Below are 15,704 nucleotides of genomic sequence, written 5' to 3' on the forward strand. Positions count from 1 at the left end.
TTGAACACATTCATATAGATAAGCTGATGATATTTCCAATAAAGACTATCAAATCTTTCATTAAAACCATCCACCCTGCCGTAGAATTTCAAAAACTTCGTTGCTTTACTGTTGTTTATAACACAAGAGCTACCCTATGATTACAAAATGCATTTCTACACAAGCCAGTTTGCACATGGTTAAACTTTATCTGACCGTTTTTTCTATCCTGCTGTTTTCATGCAAGTCAGGAACAGTAAATCTTTTCAAACCTACATCCCCGCATGAGCAGTACCAGCATAAACTTGTTTCGGCTGGTCTTGATAAAACGGCCATTGGCTCTGCCTGGATTGTGTCGTCCCTGTCCATTCTTCAGAAGGCATTAACTGTTGAGCTCCCCTATCGAGAAACCGGTTATTTCGCTGCTGAAACTGTTCCTGCAGCGGCATACCGTTTAAGTGTAGTCCAGGGGCAAAAAATCAGCGTCAGGATCTCAAAAAAACCAGAAAACCAGTTTATGATCTATACTGACGTATGGGAACAGTCAAAAGATGGTCAGATGAAACACCTCGTTTCTGCTGACACGGTTGGCAACGCCCTCATGTTTGACGTAAAAACCGGAGGAATGATTTTTATCAGGCTTCAGCCGGAATTGTTACGCAGCGGCCAGTATACCCTTGAAATCACGGCAGGCCCTTCCCTGGCCTTCCCTGTGAAATCGTCAAACAGCAGCCATATCAAAAGCTTGTTTGGTGATGGTAGAGATGCAAATTCCAGGAAACACGAAGGAATAGATATTTTCGCCCCCTATCATACTCCGGTAGTGGCCTCAGCGGAAGGAACCGTGGTCAGGGTGAATGACAATAAGCTTGGCGGTAAGGTAGTCTGGCTGCGGCCGAAAGATAGAGACTATATCTTATATTATGCCCATCTGGATCAGCAGCTGGCAGCAGAAGGACAGGTTGTGGTTACCGGTGACACCTTAGGTTTGGTTGGCAATACCGGGAATGCAAAGACGACCCTGCCCCACCTGCATTTCGGAATATATACCTCCGGCGGAACGGTAGACCCTTTCCCCTTTGTGAATACGACCGTTAAAACTGCCGCTAAAGTCAGTGCCTCGCTCATCAATTTAAATGCAACACTGCGTACGTCCGGCGCGTCATTTATCTATGCATCTCCTGAAAGCAATGCCCGGAAAATCATTTCCTTAAAATCCGGTACGATAGTTAAGGTCAATGCAGCAAGCAGCAACTGGTATAAAGTAGAACTGCCCGACGGCAAACCAGGATTTATTCCCGGCAAAGTCCTTGCAAGTATCATCAAGCCACTGCGTAAACTAAAGTTCAGCTCGGCGAAAGAACTGTATGATCATCCGGACAGTCTTTCCGGATGCCTGAAATCAAACCTCAAGCCAGGGAGTACCGTCGAACTGCTTGGAGATTTTCAAACTTATCAGTTGGTAAGATACGCGTCCAATGAAATAGGATGGGTTAAAGTTGAGTAACACCTCTGCATTTCCTCAATGCAAACCATCCCTGCTCTCCAATTGCACCAGTCTTACATAATAATCCAGCATTTCAAACCCAAGGTTGCTCAGTACAAGTACATCCTGCTGGTTTCCATTGGCCAGAACGGCCAGATCTTCCATGTAAAGCCTTGCAAAATCAATATCGTACCCTTCATAATAAACATCGAAGTCTATCCTTCCGGAAAGAATTATTTTGCAAAGCAGATAAAATACATAACTGCAGAACCGGGTAATGTTCTCCAGTTCATCCCAGTGATTTTCAAATTCATCGTCATTTCTGTAAAAACCTATCTTTTTTAAAAAATCGATCGACATATCAATAGGTTTTGTCTTTTTAAATTCCTGGTGCCAGTCCTGATCATAATAAAAAGCAAGTGTAGTAATACTATTCTCTATCGAATGGATGCATTCGCTGATCAATTTAGACCACTCATTTTCAGGCATGGTCTCTAACATTTCCAGCGCTGGCTTATCAAGTATATCTGTAGAGATTAAACCTTTGATATCCGGGAATTCTTTTTCAATTGCCACCTTAAAAGCAACATGCGTCAGATTAAACACTGCAATAGTTAATACTGATAGGACCATCGGCATTATATCTTTACTTTCATAGTGTTGAACGGCCATGCGTAATTTTATTGATTTAACTTATTTTAGTTATTTCCCTTTTTCAATAATTATCCTGTTAGTATAACGTTTCTACTTGTACATCTAATTTATTAAAATTCAATCGAATTAATTACTAATAATTACATTTTAAATAAAAAACAACAATATTGCTACCTATTAATAAATATCATACACCAAAAGATACGATTCTGATAGAATGCTAATTATAAGATATGCCATGATAGTATCATTTCTGGATTAAAGGTTCAAATGATAAAAAATCGGCAGTAATTGTTGTTTATTTTTACAAAAGACAATTAACATGGACCAGAGTTTATCAGTTTTAAATATTCCCCGGGTTACACAGGAAATTCCCAAACCTGGCAGCTCAATTGAAGATTTCGCTATTTTATTTGACCATCATCCCACTTATGATCAGGCACCGGAAAAGACAGACTATTATGAACTTGTTTTTTGTCTGAGCGGAACTTATAAAAAGACCATAGGTCCTTTTATATTTGATGTCTACCCGCATTCCATTCATCTGCTTTCCCCTGCATTTATCCATTCCAGTGAAGCTCCTTCGGAGGATCTTGTGCTATACCGTGTATTGTTCAAAAAGGAATTCCTTACCAATAATTTTTTCAAAGAAAATACCGTGGATAACCTGCTGGAAGTAAATCCGGATTACCCTCCCATCTATGGTGTTACCGAACAGCATTTCACTGCCCTTAAAGCACTGTATGAAAAGATAAGGCATGAAAGCCAGTTAGAAAATGCATTTCAATTGCCGATGATACGTTTAATGCTCATGGAACTCCTGTACGAAATGAACCGGGCATGTGAAAAATGTCTGATAAATTCTACCCGGCACCTGAGCAGGCAGTACCAGTTGGTAAATCAATTTAAAAAATTAGTACAGGAACATTTCCTGACTTTTAAAACGGTACAGGAATACGCCAGTCTAATGTCAGTATCTGCTAAACACCTGACCGAAATTGTTAAAAACGAAACGGGGCAGAATGCTTTGCATATCATCCATAACAGACTGTTTCTGGAAGCCCAGTATCTCCTGTCCTCATCCTCTCTGAGTGTAAAAGAAATAGCTGACCAGCTCAAATTTGATAACAGCTCACACTTCAGCCGTTTCTTTAAAAGATTCGCAGGGCTCAATCCTTCCCAGTTCAAAAACAGCAAATAATCCCTGTACTGACACTGTTGTGATACAGCAGGTGAATAATCAGAAAAATTGGTCTTTCTAACCGATTTATTGGTATTGCTGTGCCTTCAGATCCGTCCTATCTTTGACATGTCAATACGAAACAACAGCTCATGAACTCAGAAAATATACAAAACATTAAAGGAAAATTACTACCTGTTTATTTCGGGATCTTTAGGGTTCTCAGTATAATTTACAGATAAAAAAGATTACAACAGTAATACTATATATAACAATTAATATCATGAAAAATTCGATTAAAATCAGTGTTTTAGCTCTTTCATTTTTAGCATTTTTTACCATCAGTGCAAACGCACAGGATACCACGCCAAAAGCAGTTACTTACGGATCAGGAATCAGATTAAGTGTAGGTGCTGATGCAGGATTACCTGTCGGCAATTTCTCCAATGCCTACACCTGGAGCCTGGGTGGATCAGTACAGGCAGATTTCCCGATCATTAAGGAGCAGTTGTACTATACAGTAAATGCAGGCTTCAATAATGTATTTGCAGATAACAGCAATAGCGGACCAGATTTACAGTTAATTCCTGTAAAAGCAGGTTTGAAATACTTCCCCGTTAAAAATTTCTATGTACAGGGTGAGGCTGGTGCCACATTTATCACCAACAAATCAGACGCAGGATTCAATAAATCCACCACATTTGTTTATGCGCCGCAAATCGGTTATGTATTTAACGTAGGCGGAAAAAACAGTATAGATGCTGGTTTCAGGTATGAAAACAACAGTAAATTTACTGATAACGGCAGCAGTAATGGCTTACTCGGATTAAGGGTAGCATATTCATTCGGCCTGTAAAAAGATCAGCGGGAGAACTTAAAGCATGCTCTTCCCCTGGAGATATCTATTGACAAATAAAAAAAGCAGTCCGGTTGGACTGCTTTTTTTATTACACGCTGAATAACATTTAAACGGTGATGGTAACTCAGTTTATCCATCGGCATTCCCGGCCAGGTTAAACTGAAAGCCATCTTTGATCAGCACATCTTTGATCAGCGTCAAACCTACACCCCTGACCATCGGCTTTGGTGCTGAAAAATGGACTGAAGAGATTCCCTGCAACTTCAGTATCAATTCCCTTTCTCGATGCAGTTTCTGCCATTAAGATCGCTACAGCAAAAACAAGTTCATGGATATCCATCGGCATCTTATTTGGCTCCGGCAAACGCACCACATCAGCAAGGTTGCACATAAATTTGTTCAGGTTATTGTTCCGGTCCATTGCCACCTGCAAAGCATTGGTAAGATTTCCGGCCAAAGCTGAGTCTGCCTGGATGACATGGGTATACTGCAAAATAGAATTTACAGGCCGGTCACCTGCCCGTGGTAAGATCAGCATTGAGATCGCTGTGATGGACGAGTTCGTCCATATGTTGATAAGTGAGTACAAATAGAATCGGCCCGAATATCTCTTCCTTCAAGATCTCTCTTTCATCAGGTACATCCGTAAAAATAGTTGGATGGAAGATACGTTCCGGGGCATTGAATGTACCTCCCATAACCATCGCGGCCCCCTGCCTCACCGCATTATTTAATATCTGCCTGAGCCGTTCAAAATGTACGTCATTTTTGATCCTGCAATAGCGGTCCATGTTCAGCTCATAACTGTTCTCGAGGTAAAGGTCCCTGGTTTTCAACATCAGCTGTGCAACAAAAGCATTTTTCTGCTTTTCCTGAACAAGCACATAGTCAGGAGCAGCGCAATGTTGCCCGGCGTGCAGGAATTTTTCCCGGACAATTATCCCCGCAGCTTTTTCCAGATCGCCGTCAGAAGTTATAATTTTTCCTTTTGCTGGCATACAATTCATGTTTATGTAAAGGGATCTAAACGATCCCCTGTTTGATCGCTTTTGCTACCGCTTCCGTCAGTGATGCTACGTGCAGTTTCTCATAAATTTTCTTAATATGACTACGTACTGTCTCATAACTGATAAAAAGTTCAGCAGCAACCATTTTATAGCTCAATCCGTTAACAATACAGAGCAATACTTCCTTCTCTCTCGGCGTAAGCTTGTATTCATTAACTGATGCTTTATTGATCTTCTCAGGGATCTGCAGTTTATTGATCACCTTGCGGGCAATGCTCGGGCTCATAGGAGAACCTCCGAAATGCAATTCCTTAATAGCATCAATCAGCTTGTTCTTCAGGTCGTCTTTTAATACATATCCTGAAGCGCCTGCACAGATGGCATCAAAAACCCTGTCGTCATCTTCAAAAACGGTCTGCATCAGGATCTGGATCGTGGGCAGTTCATGTTTAAGTATCTGTACCGCTTCAATGCCGCTCATTCCGGGCATTTGGATGTCCATCAGTACAATATCAGGCTCACACTTCAGACAGTCGTTCACACAGTTCAGGACATTACCAAAAGATCCGACTACTTCCATATCCGGATTGGTACTGATCAGTAAAGTTATGCTTTGCCTAATATTTTTATTGTCGTCAAAAATTGCTACTCGTAAACTCATAATATTTTTTTTATTGGATGATTAAGATATTATCACGGGATTTTATAACGCACTTCAATCAAGGTTCCCATCCCGTTTTTCGAGCTAAAAACTTTCAGTTGTGCGCTGATCTCATTTGCACGCATTTTCATATTTCTCATGCCATTGCCGGAGAGCGAAGCTTCATCGTTCTCGCTGCGCTCGTTCTGGTCAAAGCCGGTTCCATTATCATAGATACTCAGGATCAGGTTTCCGTCTTTAAGATATAATTTAACGGCTATGGCAGTGGATTCGGAATATTTCAGGGAATTGTTGATTGCTTCTTTGAAGATCAGGTAAATGTTCTTTCTGACATTCATTTCAAGTTTCAGGAATGGCACTTTAGGGTCGGTATGCAGGTCGAAACTGATATTTTTTGCTTTACAAACCGGTCTTGCATAAGAATCCATCCTACTGTAAATACTGCTCAGGTGGTCATTTTTAGGGTTGATTGCCCAAACGATATCGCCCATTTCACTGATCATTTCGCTAGCGGTTTCGCCAATGGTATCCAGTACCTTATCCAGCTGGTAGTTATTCTGCTGCTGCTGATATATCTTGGCTACCTGACTATATACAGAAATACTGCTTAAAGTAGAGCCAATATTGTCATGAAGATCTACAGCGATACGGTTCCTGACTTCCTGCCTGTTCAGCAGTTCCTTAATCCGGTAACGGTATAAAACAACTGCAATACCGATGATGAACAATCCGATGAGTGTATAGAACCATGACGTTGCCCAGACCGGTTCAAGAATAGTTATCCTGATGGCAGTTACATTATTTCCGAAGGTGCCCTGCCAGTTACCTGCTTTTACCTTGAATATATACTCACCGGCCGGCAGGTTAGCGTACACAGCGTAATTCCTTTTACCGGATTTGATCCATTTTTTATCCATTCCCTCCAATATATAAGCATACTGGATGTTGTCTCCATCATATTCCGGGGCAGAAAACTCTACCGAAAAATACTTCTGGTCATATTGGAGCTCAATATTCTTTTCAGACAGCAGCTCATTAAATGAAGTGTCAAATACCTTAAAATCAGTAAAATAAACATTAGGAGAATGATTAATATCTGCAACCGTGGCAGGATTAAAAACAATAAAGTAATTCGTTCCTCCAACATACATGTTACCATCGCCGTCTTTATAAATATAGCCGCTCAGGCCGCTGTCCCGGTGCAAACCCGGAGCTTCATAACAGCTGTATTCTACCTTTTTCGGGTCATATTTATGCATATGGCCGTTACAGACCATCCATATACTGCCGTCAGCATCCGTTTGTATTCCTTCCGATAAATTGCTGGACTCATTGATATGAAAAACATGATGGGTTGAAGAGTTATAATATTTTAACCCGCCACCATAAGTACTCACCCAAAGATTGCCGTTGGCCCCCTCCTGTACATCAAATACGTCATCTTCATTCAGTGAGATTGCTGTGTCCCTGTTCTCCCGCTGGTATTTAATTTTACCTGCACCGTTCGGATTCCAGTCGCCCAGGCCATATTTTGCAGTAGCCACCCAGATATCTCCATCATTTGCCTTATATAATTTATGGATCAGGTTGTCTTTAAGATTGAAGTTTTTGATGATCTTTTTTACCGGGTCTGCTTTTGAGACCCAGCGTTTATCTACAAAATCATAATAAGTAATATACTGCCCGTAGGGGGAAACGATCAGGACGGGATGCGAGCCGATAGTATCCCTCACAATAGAAACGATCCTGGAGTCTGTAATTCTGCTCATTACAGGATCCAGCTCCGTATTTGGCAGCACTGCCAGGATATTTTTCTGCCTGTCATAGGTGAACAGCGAATAATTTGTTCCCAGGTAAAAAGTTCCGTCTACGTCACTATAAAACTTGGTAACCGCAAGCGGGGTTCCTTTATACATTAATTTCCGGTGCTCAAATTTTCCGGACCGGAGGTCCCTGATAAACAGGCCGTCACTGGTACCTATCCAAAGGTGGCCGGTTGCATCCCTGTAAAAATCGTAGATGACAACATCATTTTTCTGACCCGGCAGATACATCTTTTCAAACGGCTGGTACAAAGGGTTAAACACACTGATCCCGTTATTCGTTCCAACCCATACAATACCCGAGCGGTCTACAAAAATGCAGTTGATATGATTATTTACTAAGGATCCTTCTTTAAGGGGATTGTACAGATAACTGCTGAACTTTCCTGTTTTTCTGTCATAGATCTTCAAACCGGAATCTTCCACTCCACCCATCCAGACATGATAGGAGCTATCCTCAGCAAAACATTTGATCTCATCCCTGGCGAAGGCCTTACGTGTAAGTGATACATGCTTGCTGAATACTGATTCATGAGGGGCCAGCTCATAACTTAGCGTTGCTGTATTGATCTTCAGTACACCGCCGCCAACTTTGGCTACCCAGAGAATTCCTTTTTCATCGAGGCATAAACCGGAGATCCCGCGTGATCCGACAGGAATAGGCGAGTCGAAACGTTCGGTTTTTTTGTTAAAACGTACCAGGAAGCTACGGCCTGTAGCAAGCCACAGGTGCCCTCTTTTATCATCTTTAATATAATTTATCCGGTTTTCAGGGATACTGTATTTATTATTCTCGTCGTGCCTGAACTGCTTAAACTGGCTCAGTGCCGGCTGCCTGAAGTCATAACGGCTTAACCCTCCCTCAGCGGTCGAGATCCATAAAAATTTCTGTTCATCTTCAACTATATCAGTAACGATATTCCCGGAGACGGAGCTCCTGTTCGCTATATCATTGCTGTATCCGGTAAAATACTTGCCGTCATACCTGTTCAGCCCATCCTCAGTACCAAACCACATGAATCCGCGGCTATCCTGAAATATCGTATTTACTTTATGATGTGACAGACCCTTATCCGTACTGATTGAATAAAAATAACGGTCTTCCTGCTGCGCAACACTATAAAATGAATTTACAAATAGCAGAAAGAACACCAGAATTATGCGATGCATATTAAATTTACCCAAGTAATTCATTATTGCAAATTTCTAAATATAAGGCGAGTATCCCTTATAGGAATATTAATTGAAAGTAAAATTACTAAAATTGATAAATTCCAATAAATAACTACTCAACCTAAACCACTGATTTTAAAATATTGTTCAAAGGTAAAATATAAATTCAATGTATGCGCGCTAATCAGGCCCACATACATTGAATTTATTTTCATTAGATGATATTGTTTTTTTTACCGGTTATGAAGCTATCAGGATCCTGGAACAGTTGATTATATCATCTGAAAGATCATGATCGTTTCATTAGACTCAGGCTATATCCCCAAAAGCGGCATTTCTTATCCTCAATAGCGGGGACATTTTATTTCAGGGCATGGTTAGCTTCCAGTAACAGGATGGTAGCATCATGATTCCCTTTGTAGGCATCCTGCAGCGGCGTATTGCCCCACCTGTCACGCGGGTTTAGATTGACGCCTTTATCTATCAGGTAAGCAATGATATGTTCATGCCCCTCAGATGCCGCCAGATGTAACGCTGTTCTGCCATCATAGTCGGCCATATTGATATCGATCCCGCGGGCATAAATATGCTGAACCTCCAGCAGATTACCTTCAGATGCAGCCCAGTTTAAGCTGATTGCACCGTCAATTTTGGCCTCGTTCCTCTTTAAACGGGGATCTTTTTTATCGGGATTATTTAGGGTGAGGCTGTCGTAAATGTGAAAATTATAACGCTTTACCAATTCCTTGGAGAATTCTATACCTTTTACCGAATTGCCCGATTTATCCAGTTTAGGCGACCATATTGCAATTCCCATCAGATTGGGAATAACCAGCATCAGCCCTCCTGCCACACCACTTTTTGCGGGCAGTCCGATCGTAAAAGCAAACTCCCCTGAAAAATCATACATTCCGCATGAATTCATCAGCGAAAGGCAGTTTTTAACTGTATTGTTCTCCATTGCCCGCTCATTCGTGATCGGGCAGATACCAGAATTTGCCAGTGTGGCCGCAGCAATAGCCATCGCATTTGTATCTGTTTGAATAGAGCAGCATTGAAAATAAAATTCAAGCGTACTTAACAAGTTGGTATTTTCCGGGAATGCACCTTTTTCCTTCATGTAATAGCCAAGGGCGAAGTTCCTGTCTGCGGTTTCTTTCTCTGACAGATATACTGAATTGTTAAATCCCAGTGAATTTTGGTTGCCGGTGATCTTATTCCAGAAATTTAAAACATATTCAAAACGGTCTGCCATATCCATTTCTGGTTTAACCATAGAACAGGTCATTATTGCACCTGCATTGATCATGGGATTGTGCGGCAAACTATTCTCATTGAGTACCAGCCCGTTAAAACCGATCCCACTCGGCTCTCTTCCTACATGCTGATGCACAATATCTTCACCGTGTTCTTCAAGTACCATGCAATAATTGATCGGCTTACAGATAGACTGGATGCAGAAATCTTCATTGCTATCCCCAATGGAAAACTGCTGACCGCTTACTGTACAGATTGATATTGCATATTTATCCGGATCTACCCTTCCCAGCTGAGGGATATAGGTAGCAACATTACCATTCTTATTTTTATTTGTCAGCTCATAAATCTCGGTAATTTCCCTGCAGAAACTGGCAAAGTCAGGAATAATAAGATTTCCTTGGATCGCATCTTTGATCAGTCCGCCGAAGCTGTGCTTTAGAATATGTTTAAATTTTTCATAGTCCAGTACTACCTGCGGGGCAATGTCCAGTTCGGCGGGGTCCAGCTTTAACCTCGGGTCATTTTCCCTGATCCCCACTGCCTCCAGGGCATTAATGAGATCTGACAAATAGATATAATCTTCCTTGTTTTTTCTGAGACATTCAAAAAGATAGCTGTATTCAACTTCCATCATGCCGTTGAAATCGCTTCGATCTGAGCCATTCACTTTAACATTCGCCTTTTCTTTTGCTGTAGCCGCCATAGGTCAAATTTCGGTATATCCCCTTTTAACTCCTATCTCCTAAAACGGGGATTCTTATCCCCACAATTGGGGATAGCCGTACTGGTCAAACCGGTCCAAACAGCAAATGGCTCCCGGTAGAGGAGCCATATACTGAACTAAAACTTACTAAATTTATTGAACCGATAAAGACATTCACACTACTAACAGCTTTGGCCAGTTTCGTTTACCTCTGCTCTCATCCTGTGTTTATCATTAATGAGTAATACAAATATGGAGATAACATTATTCATAGTATATCCCCAAAACTGATCAAACTTATCCCCTAAAATGGGGGTAAGTTTGATCAGTTTGTAAATTTACCCTATGCATGCCTTTGAACAAGAGCATGGTATATGCCGGAGAGATCTGAAAACGCGCCTTGCGGACCATATTTATCATGATAGGTTTGTAATGCATTTGCACGGTAACTTTTGCATTCCAGCCAGTCTAATGCCTCAAATATACTGATCTTGGATTTCAGGTCTTTATCACTGCCAGCCTCAAACAGCAACCCATTAAATCCATGTGTCACCATTTCAGGGATATAACCGGCGCCTGACGCTATAACCGGCAGCCCACTGGAAAAAGCCCGGATGACCATACTCCCAAAGGGATCGTACCATACCGCAGGAAAGATCAGCGCAGTGGCATTTTCAAATAAAACATCGGGATACTCCATATCATCCGTTTCCACCAGGCTGATGTTCGGATAGAATTCTGAATATCCGAAGACCAGTTTTTTCAGAAATCCCTTTCCCGCTACTTTCACAGGCAGCCCGTTATCAGCAAATGCTTCCAGCAGAACGGCAATTCCGTTTTCATCTGTAAGCTCCCCTGCATATAAATAATAAGGCGCCGGAGCTGCCTTTTGCCTTCTCTTTCCTGCAGGGTAGCAAAAATCTGGTTTAACCACCATTTTATCAGCGAGTACACGGAGTTTAGAACGGATAAAAAGCTCCCGGGCAAATTCTCCGGAAACAATTATTTTATCAAAATAAAGCCATGTACCTGCAAGCTGATGGATAAACATACTGAATGAGAGCCCAAAAGTCAGGAACTTCGAGTTGCGGTAAAGCGCTTTTTGAATGCTTTTATAGGAAAAGTCATATTTCAGTGAACCGGTATATAACTGATCTCCGTAAAATAGTGTACCAGACGGACACAGCAGGTAATAGTTATGCAGTGTACAGACAAGGGGCAGTTTAAACCTTTTTACGGCATAAACTGCCGCGGCCATACTACCGAAATCCAGATGATGGAGGTGGACGATATCCGGTTTGAATGCCCGGATACGGCGCTTTATTTTGTAATAAGCAGCGTAGTCAAATAGCATTTGCACGATAGAAATAAAATCAGTCCTTGCCCGCAGGCGGAGCAACTCCACCTGTATCCCATGCATACTCAGCAGTTCAATTTCATTTTTCACCACATGATCACTACCTGTCTTAGGCTGGTCAAAAGTGTGTATCACTAAAACTTTCATTCAAATCGGTTTTTAAATGATCTGTTGCTGAAAGAATTTTAGTAACCGGGGGCGGTTTGCTAAAAATACAAGTCCTTAACATCATTTATATTTGGCTTCAGCATTTACGTAATCTTACAAAATATAGATTTGACAGGGCTGCCTGAACAGATGAAAATTCTCAAAACATTGATAGTTTCCCGTTAAACTTTTAAAATTGATCGTAATCTTTCGTAATTTTGAATAAACACACGAATTTACGAATGCCTGACCTGATTAGAAACCCACTATCATTTAAAAATATTTTTGTCTGCCTTATTCTCCTTAATGCCGGTTATGTAAAAGGGCAGTCTTTACCTGTGCAGTTACTGCCACCGCCTATAGCCAAAACCATGACAATCGTGGTAGATGCCGGTCACGGTGGAAAGGACGGGTCCACTAGGGGAGAGTTTTCAAGAGAAAAAGATGTAGCCCTGCAGGTAGCTTTATTGCTGGGCCAGACGCTTGAAAAAGAGATTCCCAACCTTAAAGTGATCTATACCCGTACAGAAGATGTCTTTATTCCATTATATGAAAGGATTGATATTGCCAACAGGGCCCATGCCGATCTTTTTATTTCTATTCACTGTAACTCTATGCCTGCTAGTATGAGAGGCAGAACAGCAGTAACGGGTGTTGAGACATTGGTTTCCGGTTCCGGACGGCTTGGAGAACAGGACGCGGCGGTGAGGGAAAATGCTTCTATCTTACTGGAAAAGGATTACAAAGACAATTATGAAGGCTATAATCCCAATGACCCTGAAAGCTTTATTATTCTTTCACTGATGAAAAATGCATATCGCCGGCAAAGTATTAAACTGGCTGGTTTGATTCAGCAGCAATATATTAAAGCCGGGCGTGTAGACCGGGGGGTAAAAGAGCAGAGCCTGGCGGTTCTTGCAAAAGCAGGTATGCCTGCAGTACTGACCGAAATAGGCTTTATCAGCAATCCGGGTGAAGAAGAATATATCAACTCCCAGACCGGAAGGGAAGAAATTGTGCGCAATATTACTACCGCAATCCTGGAGTATAATAAGCAATTAGGTATGAACTAAAAAAAGGCCAGATAAACTGGCCTTCATTATTAACTGTTATTACCTATTATTACCTTTGACATCCATCCTCAGGTAAACTCTTGATCTGCAATCCGCAGATTATATCTATAATTTCTCTTTGATATCACTAACAGTCTGGCCAATTTGGTGTCATAAAAAGCGCTAAAAAATGGCATGAAAGCCAAAACGTTTTATACTATCACAATATTCCGCAAAAAAAGAAATGTATGCAACATTTTTTCTATTTTGGAAGCATTTACATATAATTTTTATGATATGACTAATATTTAAAGGTAAAAATTATATTTAACACAAATAAAGGATACTATGAGATCCCATAATTATCATATTTTCAATTGATTTATGAGTTTGAACATAGTAAAAGAATTAAAAACAGTCTTTTTTTACGATTAAGGATCTTAAAAACCGGTAATTGATGAAATTTTCATAAAATAATTTTTGGAGGGTATTGATATGTTTATCAAATCGACGGAATTGAAAAGTAAAAGGTGGTTCCCAACCCGAACTCACTCTCCGCCCAGATCCGTCCTCCGCTGAGCTCCACAAATTCCTTACAAAGTATCAGCCCGAGACCGGTCCCTTTTTCTTCCTGCGTACCCCTGGTGGTTAATTTGCTCTCGATTTTCAGCAATTGCTCTAAATTTTCTTTTGTTATGCCCAAACCGGAATCTGTCACAGAGAACAGGATATGCCCCTGTTTATCCTCTCCTTTCAGCCAGATCGTGCTGTTGGCGTAACTGAATTTTATCGCATTGGCGATCAGGTTCCTCAATACGGTATCAATCATCTGCCTGTCGGCAAAGATCCGTCCGGAGCCGGAGTTTTCCACGAGGATCTCAATTCCCTTTGCCAGCGCAAGCGATGCGGTCTGTTCCTGATTCTCATTTAATAACCTCTGTACATCCACAATCTGAGGATTGGGAACCAATGCTCCGGTTTGAACACGTGACCAGTTCAGCAGATTCTCCAGCAATGCAAATGCCTGTTTTGAAGAATCGTTCATTCTCATTGCCAGGCTTTCGATCTTTTCCCTGCTCAGCTTATTCACGTTCCTGTGAATGAGTTCGCTAAATGCAATAAGAGAGGTAAAAGGATTTTTCAGGTCGTGAGCAATAATAGAAAACAGTTTATCCTTTGCAGCATTCAGGTCCTGCAGCCGCTTTTCATTTAATTTCAATTCTGTAATGTCATAACAGATCACAAGGAAAGTACTTTCATTGTCATAAGAACCATATTCGGGAATAGCCTGCATTGAAAAAGAGCAATCAGCATTTTCATTGGGAAGGTCGAAGTTTATTTCCTGTATTACCTTCGCCTGTTCGGCCCGCATTAATACCCGGCTGAGCTGTTGTTCAAAATGCTCTGGAAAACCAAGTTCCGTTAGTGCTTTCCCTGTATAAAAATCATGATGGTGCGGCAGGAATTTTTCTACAGCACTATTGGCATAAAGGCATTTAAAATCTTTATCAAACCTGAAGATAATTTCAGGCAAGTTTTCCGCCAGTGTCCTGTACTTTTCTTCATTGTCCCTGAGGTTCCTGAATATTAAACCGGTAGGTTTGGTAAAGCCCTTTTCAACATTTGCCTTATAAATGAGAAAAAAGGAGATCAGTTTTCCGTAGTGCCCAATCTCATTGGTAAGGCTGTAATTAGAAATATACAGGGTAAAACAAAATTCACCTAAGATGCCAAAGAGGATCGACATGGAAAGCAGTCTGAATATCGGTTTATCAAAATTATTTCTCGACCGGTACAATAAAAAGCCAGCAAAACACTGGATAGCGATGATCACATATTCAGCATAGATCTTAAACGGGGTCTGCCCCACTTCATCAGTATAACACAAAGGAAAAATCCCCCAATAGAGTATAGAGAGAATGATCAGGACGGTAATTATGGAATAAACCAGTACGATCAGGTCTACATTTATTACCTTTCTGATGTTAAGGAACAGAAATCCGGTGATGAGCGTAAGTGCCTCCAGGCCCCTGGTTGCGATCCAGAACTGGTTACCATGATACACAGACCCTGGAATGATCTGCATTCCTTTAAAAGTAATGGTGTGCATCAGGTCCAGCGCACCAATAAAAATATAAGCAATCCCAACAAAACACAGGTAATTATTGTCCAGCATTTTCCGGGAATTCCAGGTAATCATAAAAACAGCAAAGGCTACCACGATGGAAAGTAGTTCTACAATCGTATGGAACAACAGGTAATTCTGCGTTACGCTAACCTGAAATATGATCAGTAAGACGGCTACAGTGAATGCATTCCTATAGTTTGACCTGATAAAGCCAGTAAGATCGGGTTTCAATTTA

Annotated in this window: 12 protein-coding genes; 4 read left to right on the forward strand and 8 right to left on the reverse strand. The window is 41.1% G+C overall.

Annotated elements, in window-relative coordinates:
* The first annotated feature begins 175 nt into the window (after window positions 1-175).
* The gene (locus BLW16_RS06730) at window positions 176-1,486 is read left to right on the forward strand and encodes a M23 family metallopeptidase (RefSeq protein WP_175470496.1); all 1,311 of its coding nucleotides are present in this window, start codon (window positions 176-178) and stop codon (window positions 1,484-1,486) included.
* A gap of 15 nt (window positions 1,487-1,501) precedes the next feature.
* On the opposite strand, the gene BLW16_RS06735 is transcribed toward BLW16_RS06730, so the two are convergent.
* Window positions 1,502-2,137, reverse strand: coding sequence for a hypothetical protein (locus tag BLW16_RS06735; protein WP_090555809.1), 636 nt, complete (start codon window positions 2,135-2,137; stop codon window positions 1,502-1,504).
* 304 nt (window positions 2,138-2,441) lie between these two features.
* Between BLW16_RS06735 and BLW16_RS06740 the strand changes: the two genes are divergently transcribed.
* Both BLW16_RS06740 and BLW16_RS06745 read left to right on the forward strand, forming a co-directional pair.
* Window positions 2,442-3,320 (forward strand): helix-turn-helix domain-containing protein, encoded by an 879-nt coding sequence (locus tag BLW16_RS06740; protein ID WP_090555810.1) that lies wholly within the window; start codon window positions 2,442-2,444, stop codon window positions 3,318-3,320.
* Between the two features lie 262 nt (window positions 3,321-3,582).
* Window positions 3,583-4,155 (forward strand): outer membrane beta-barrel protein, encoded by a 573-nt coding sequence (locus BLW16_RS06745; protein WP_090555811.1) that lies wholly within the window; start codon window positions 3,583-3,585, stop codon window positions 4,153-4,155.
* A 157-nt stretch (window positions 4,156-4,312) separates the two neighbouring features.
* Here the strand turns inward: BLW16_RS06745 and BLW16_RS06750 are convergent, their stop codons facing one another.
* The 6 genes from BLW16_RS06750 to BLW16_RS06775 all read right to left on the reverse strand — a co-directional run bounded on the left by BLW16_RS06750 (window position 4,313) and on the right by BLW16_RS06775 (window position 12,289).
* Window positions 4,313-4,696, reverse strand: a complete 384-nt coding sequence (locus BLW16_RS06750; protein ID WP_090555812.1) for an ATP-binding protein — start codon at window positions 4,694-4,696, stop codon at window positions 4,313-4,315.
* The gene (locus tag BLW16_RS06755; RefSeq protein WP_175470497.1) at window positions 4,671-5,156 is read right to left on the reverse strand and encodes an aldehyde dehydrogenase family protein; all 486 of its coding nucleotides are present in this window, start codon (window positions 5,154-5,156) and stop codon (window positions 4,671-4,673) included. The genes BLW16_RS06750 and BLW16_RS06755 overlap by 26 nt, the downstream gene beginning before the upstream one ends.
* A 25-nt stretch (window positions 5,157-5,181) precedes the next feature.
* Window positions 5,182-5,826, reverse strand: a complete 645-nt coding sequence (locus BLW16_RS06760) for a response regulator transcription factor (RefSeq protein ID WP_090555814.1) — start codon at window positions 5,824-5,826, stop codon at window positions 5,182-5,184.
* A 32-nt stretch (window positions 5,827-5,858) separates the two neighbouring features.
* Complete coding sequence (locus BLW16_RS06765) at window positions 5,859-8,819, reverse strand: ligand-binding sensor domain-containing protein (RefSeq protein ID WP_090556128.1); 2,961 nt, start codon at window positions 8,817-8,819, stop codon at window positions 5,859-5,861.
* A 364-nt stretch (window positions 8,820-9,183) separates the two neighbouring features.
* Window positions 9,184-10,785: a glutaminase A gene (glsA, locus tag BLW16_RS06770; protein ID WP_217631525.1), complete on the reverse strand. Its 1,602-nt coding sequence runs from the start codon at window positions 10,783-10,785 to the stop codon at window positions 9,184-9,186.
* 343 nt (window positions 10,786-11,128) lie between these two features.
* Window positions 11,129-12,289 carry a glycosyltransferase gene (locus BLW16_RS06775; RefSeq protein WP_090555815.1) on the reverse strand — a complete coding sequence of 387 codons (1,161 nt, stop codon included), beginning with the start codon at window positions 12,287-12,289 and terminating at the stop codon, window positions 11,129-11,131.
* Between the two features lie 242 nt (window positions 12,290-12,531).
* Here BLW16_RS06775 and BLW16_RS06780 point away from each other — a divergent pair, with 242 nt between their 5' ends.
* Window positions 12,532-13,362, forward strand: a complete 831-nt coding sequence (locus BLW16_RS06780) for an N-acetylmuramoyl-L-alanine amidase family protein (protein WP_090555816.1) — start codon at window positions 12,532-12,534, stop codon at window positions 13,360-13,362.
* A gap of 481 nt (window positions 13,363-13,843) precedes the next feature.
* Here BLW16_RS06780 and BLW16_RS06785 read toward each other — a convergent pair whose 3' ends face one another.
* Window positions 13,844-15,700, reverse strand: coding sequence for a sensor histidine kinase (locus BLW16_RS06785; RefSeq protein ID WP_175470498.1), 1,857 nt, complete (start codon window positions 15,698-15,700; stop codon window positions 13,844-13,846).
* Window positions 15,701-15,704 lie beyond the last annotated feature (4 nt).

Origin of the sequence: Pedobacter hartonius, assembly GCF_900107535.1 — a bacterium.
GTDB classification, from domain to species: domain Bacteria; phylum Bacteroidota; class Bacteroidia; order Sphingobacteriales; family Sphingobacteriaceae; genus Pedobacter; species Pedobacter hartonius.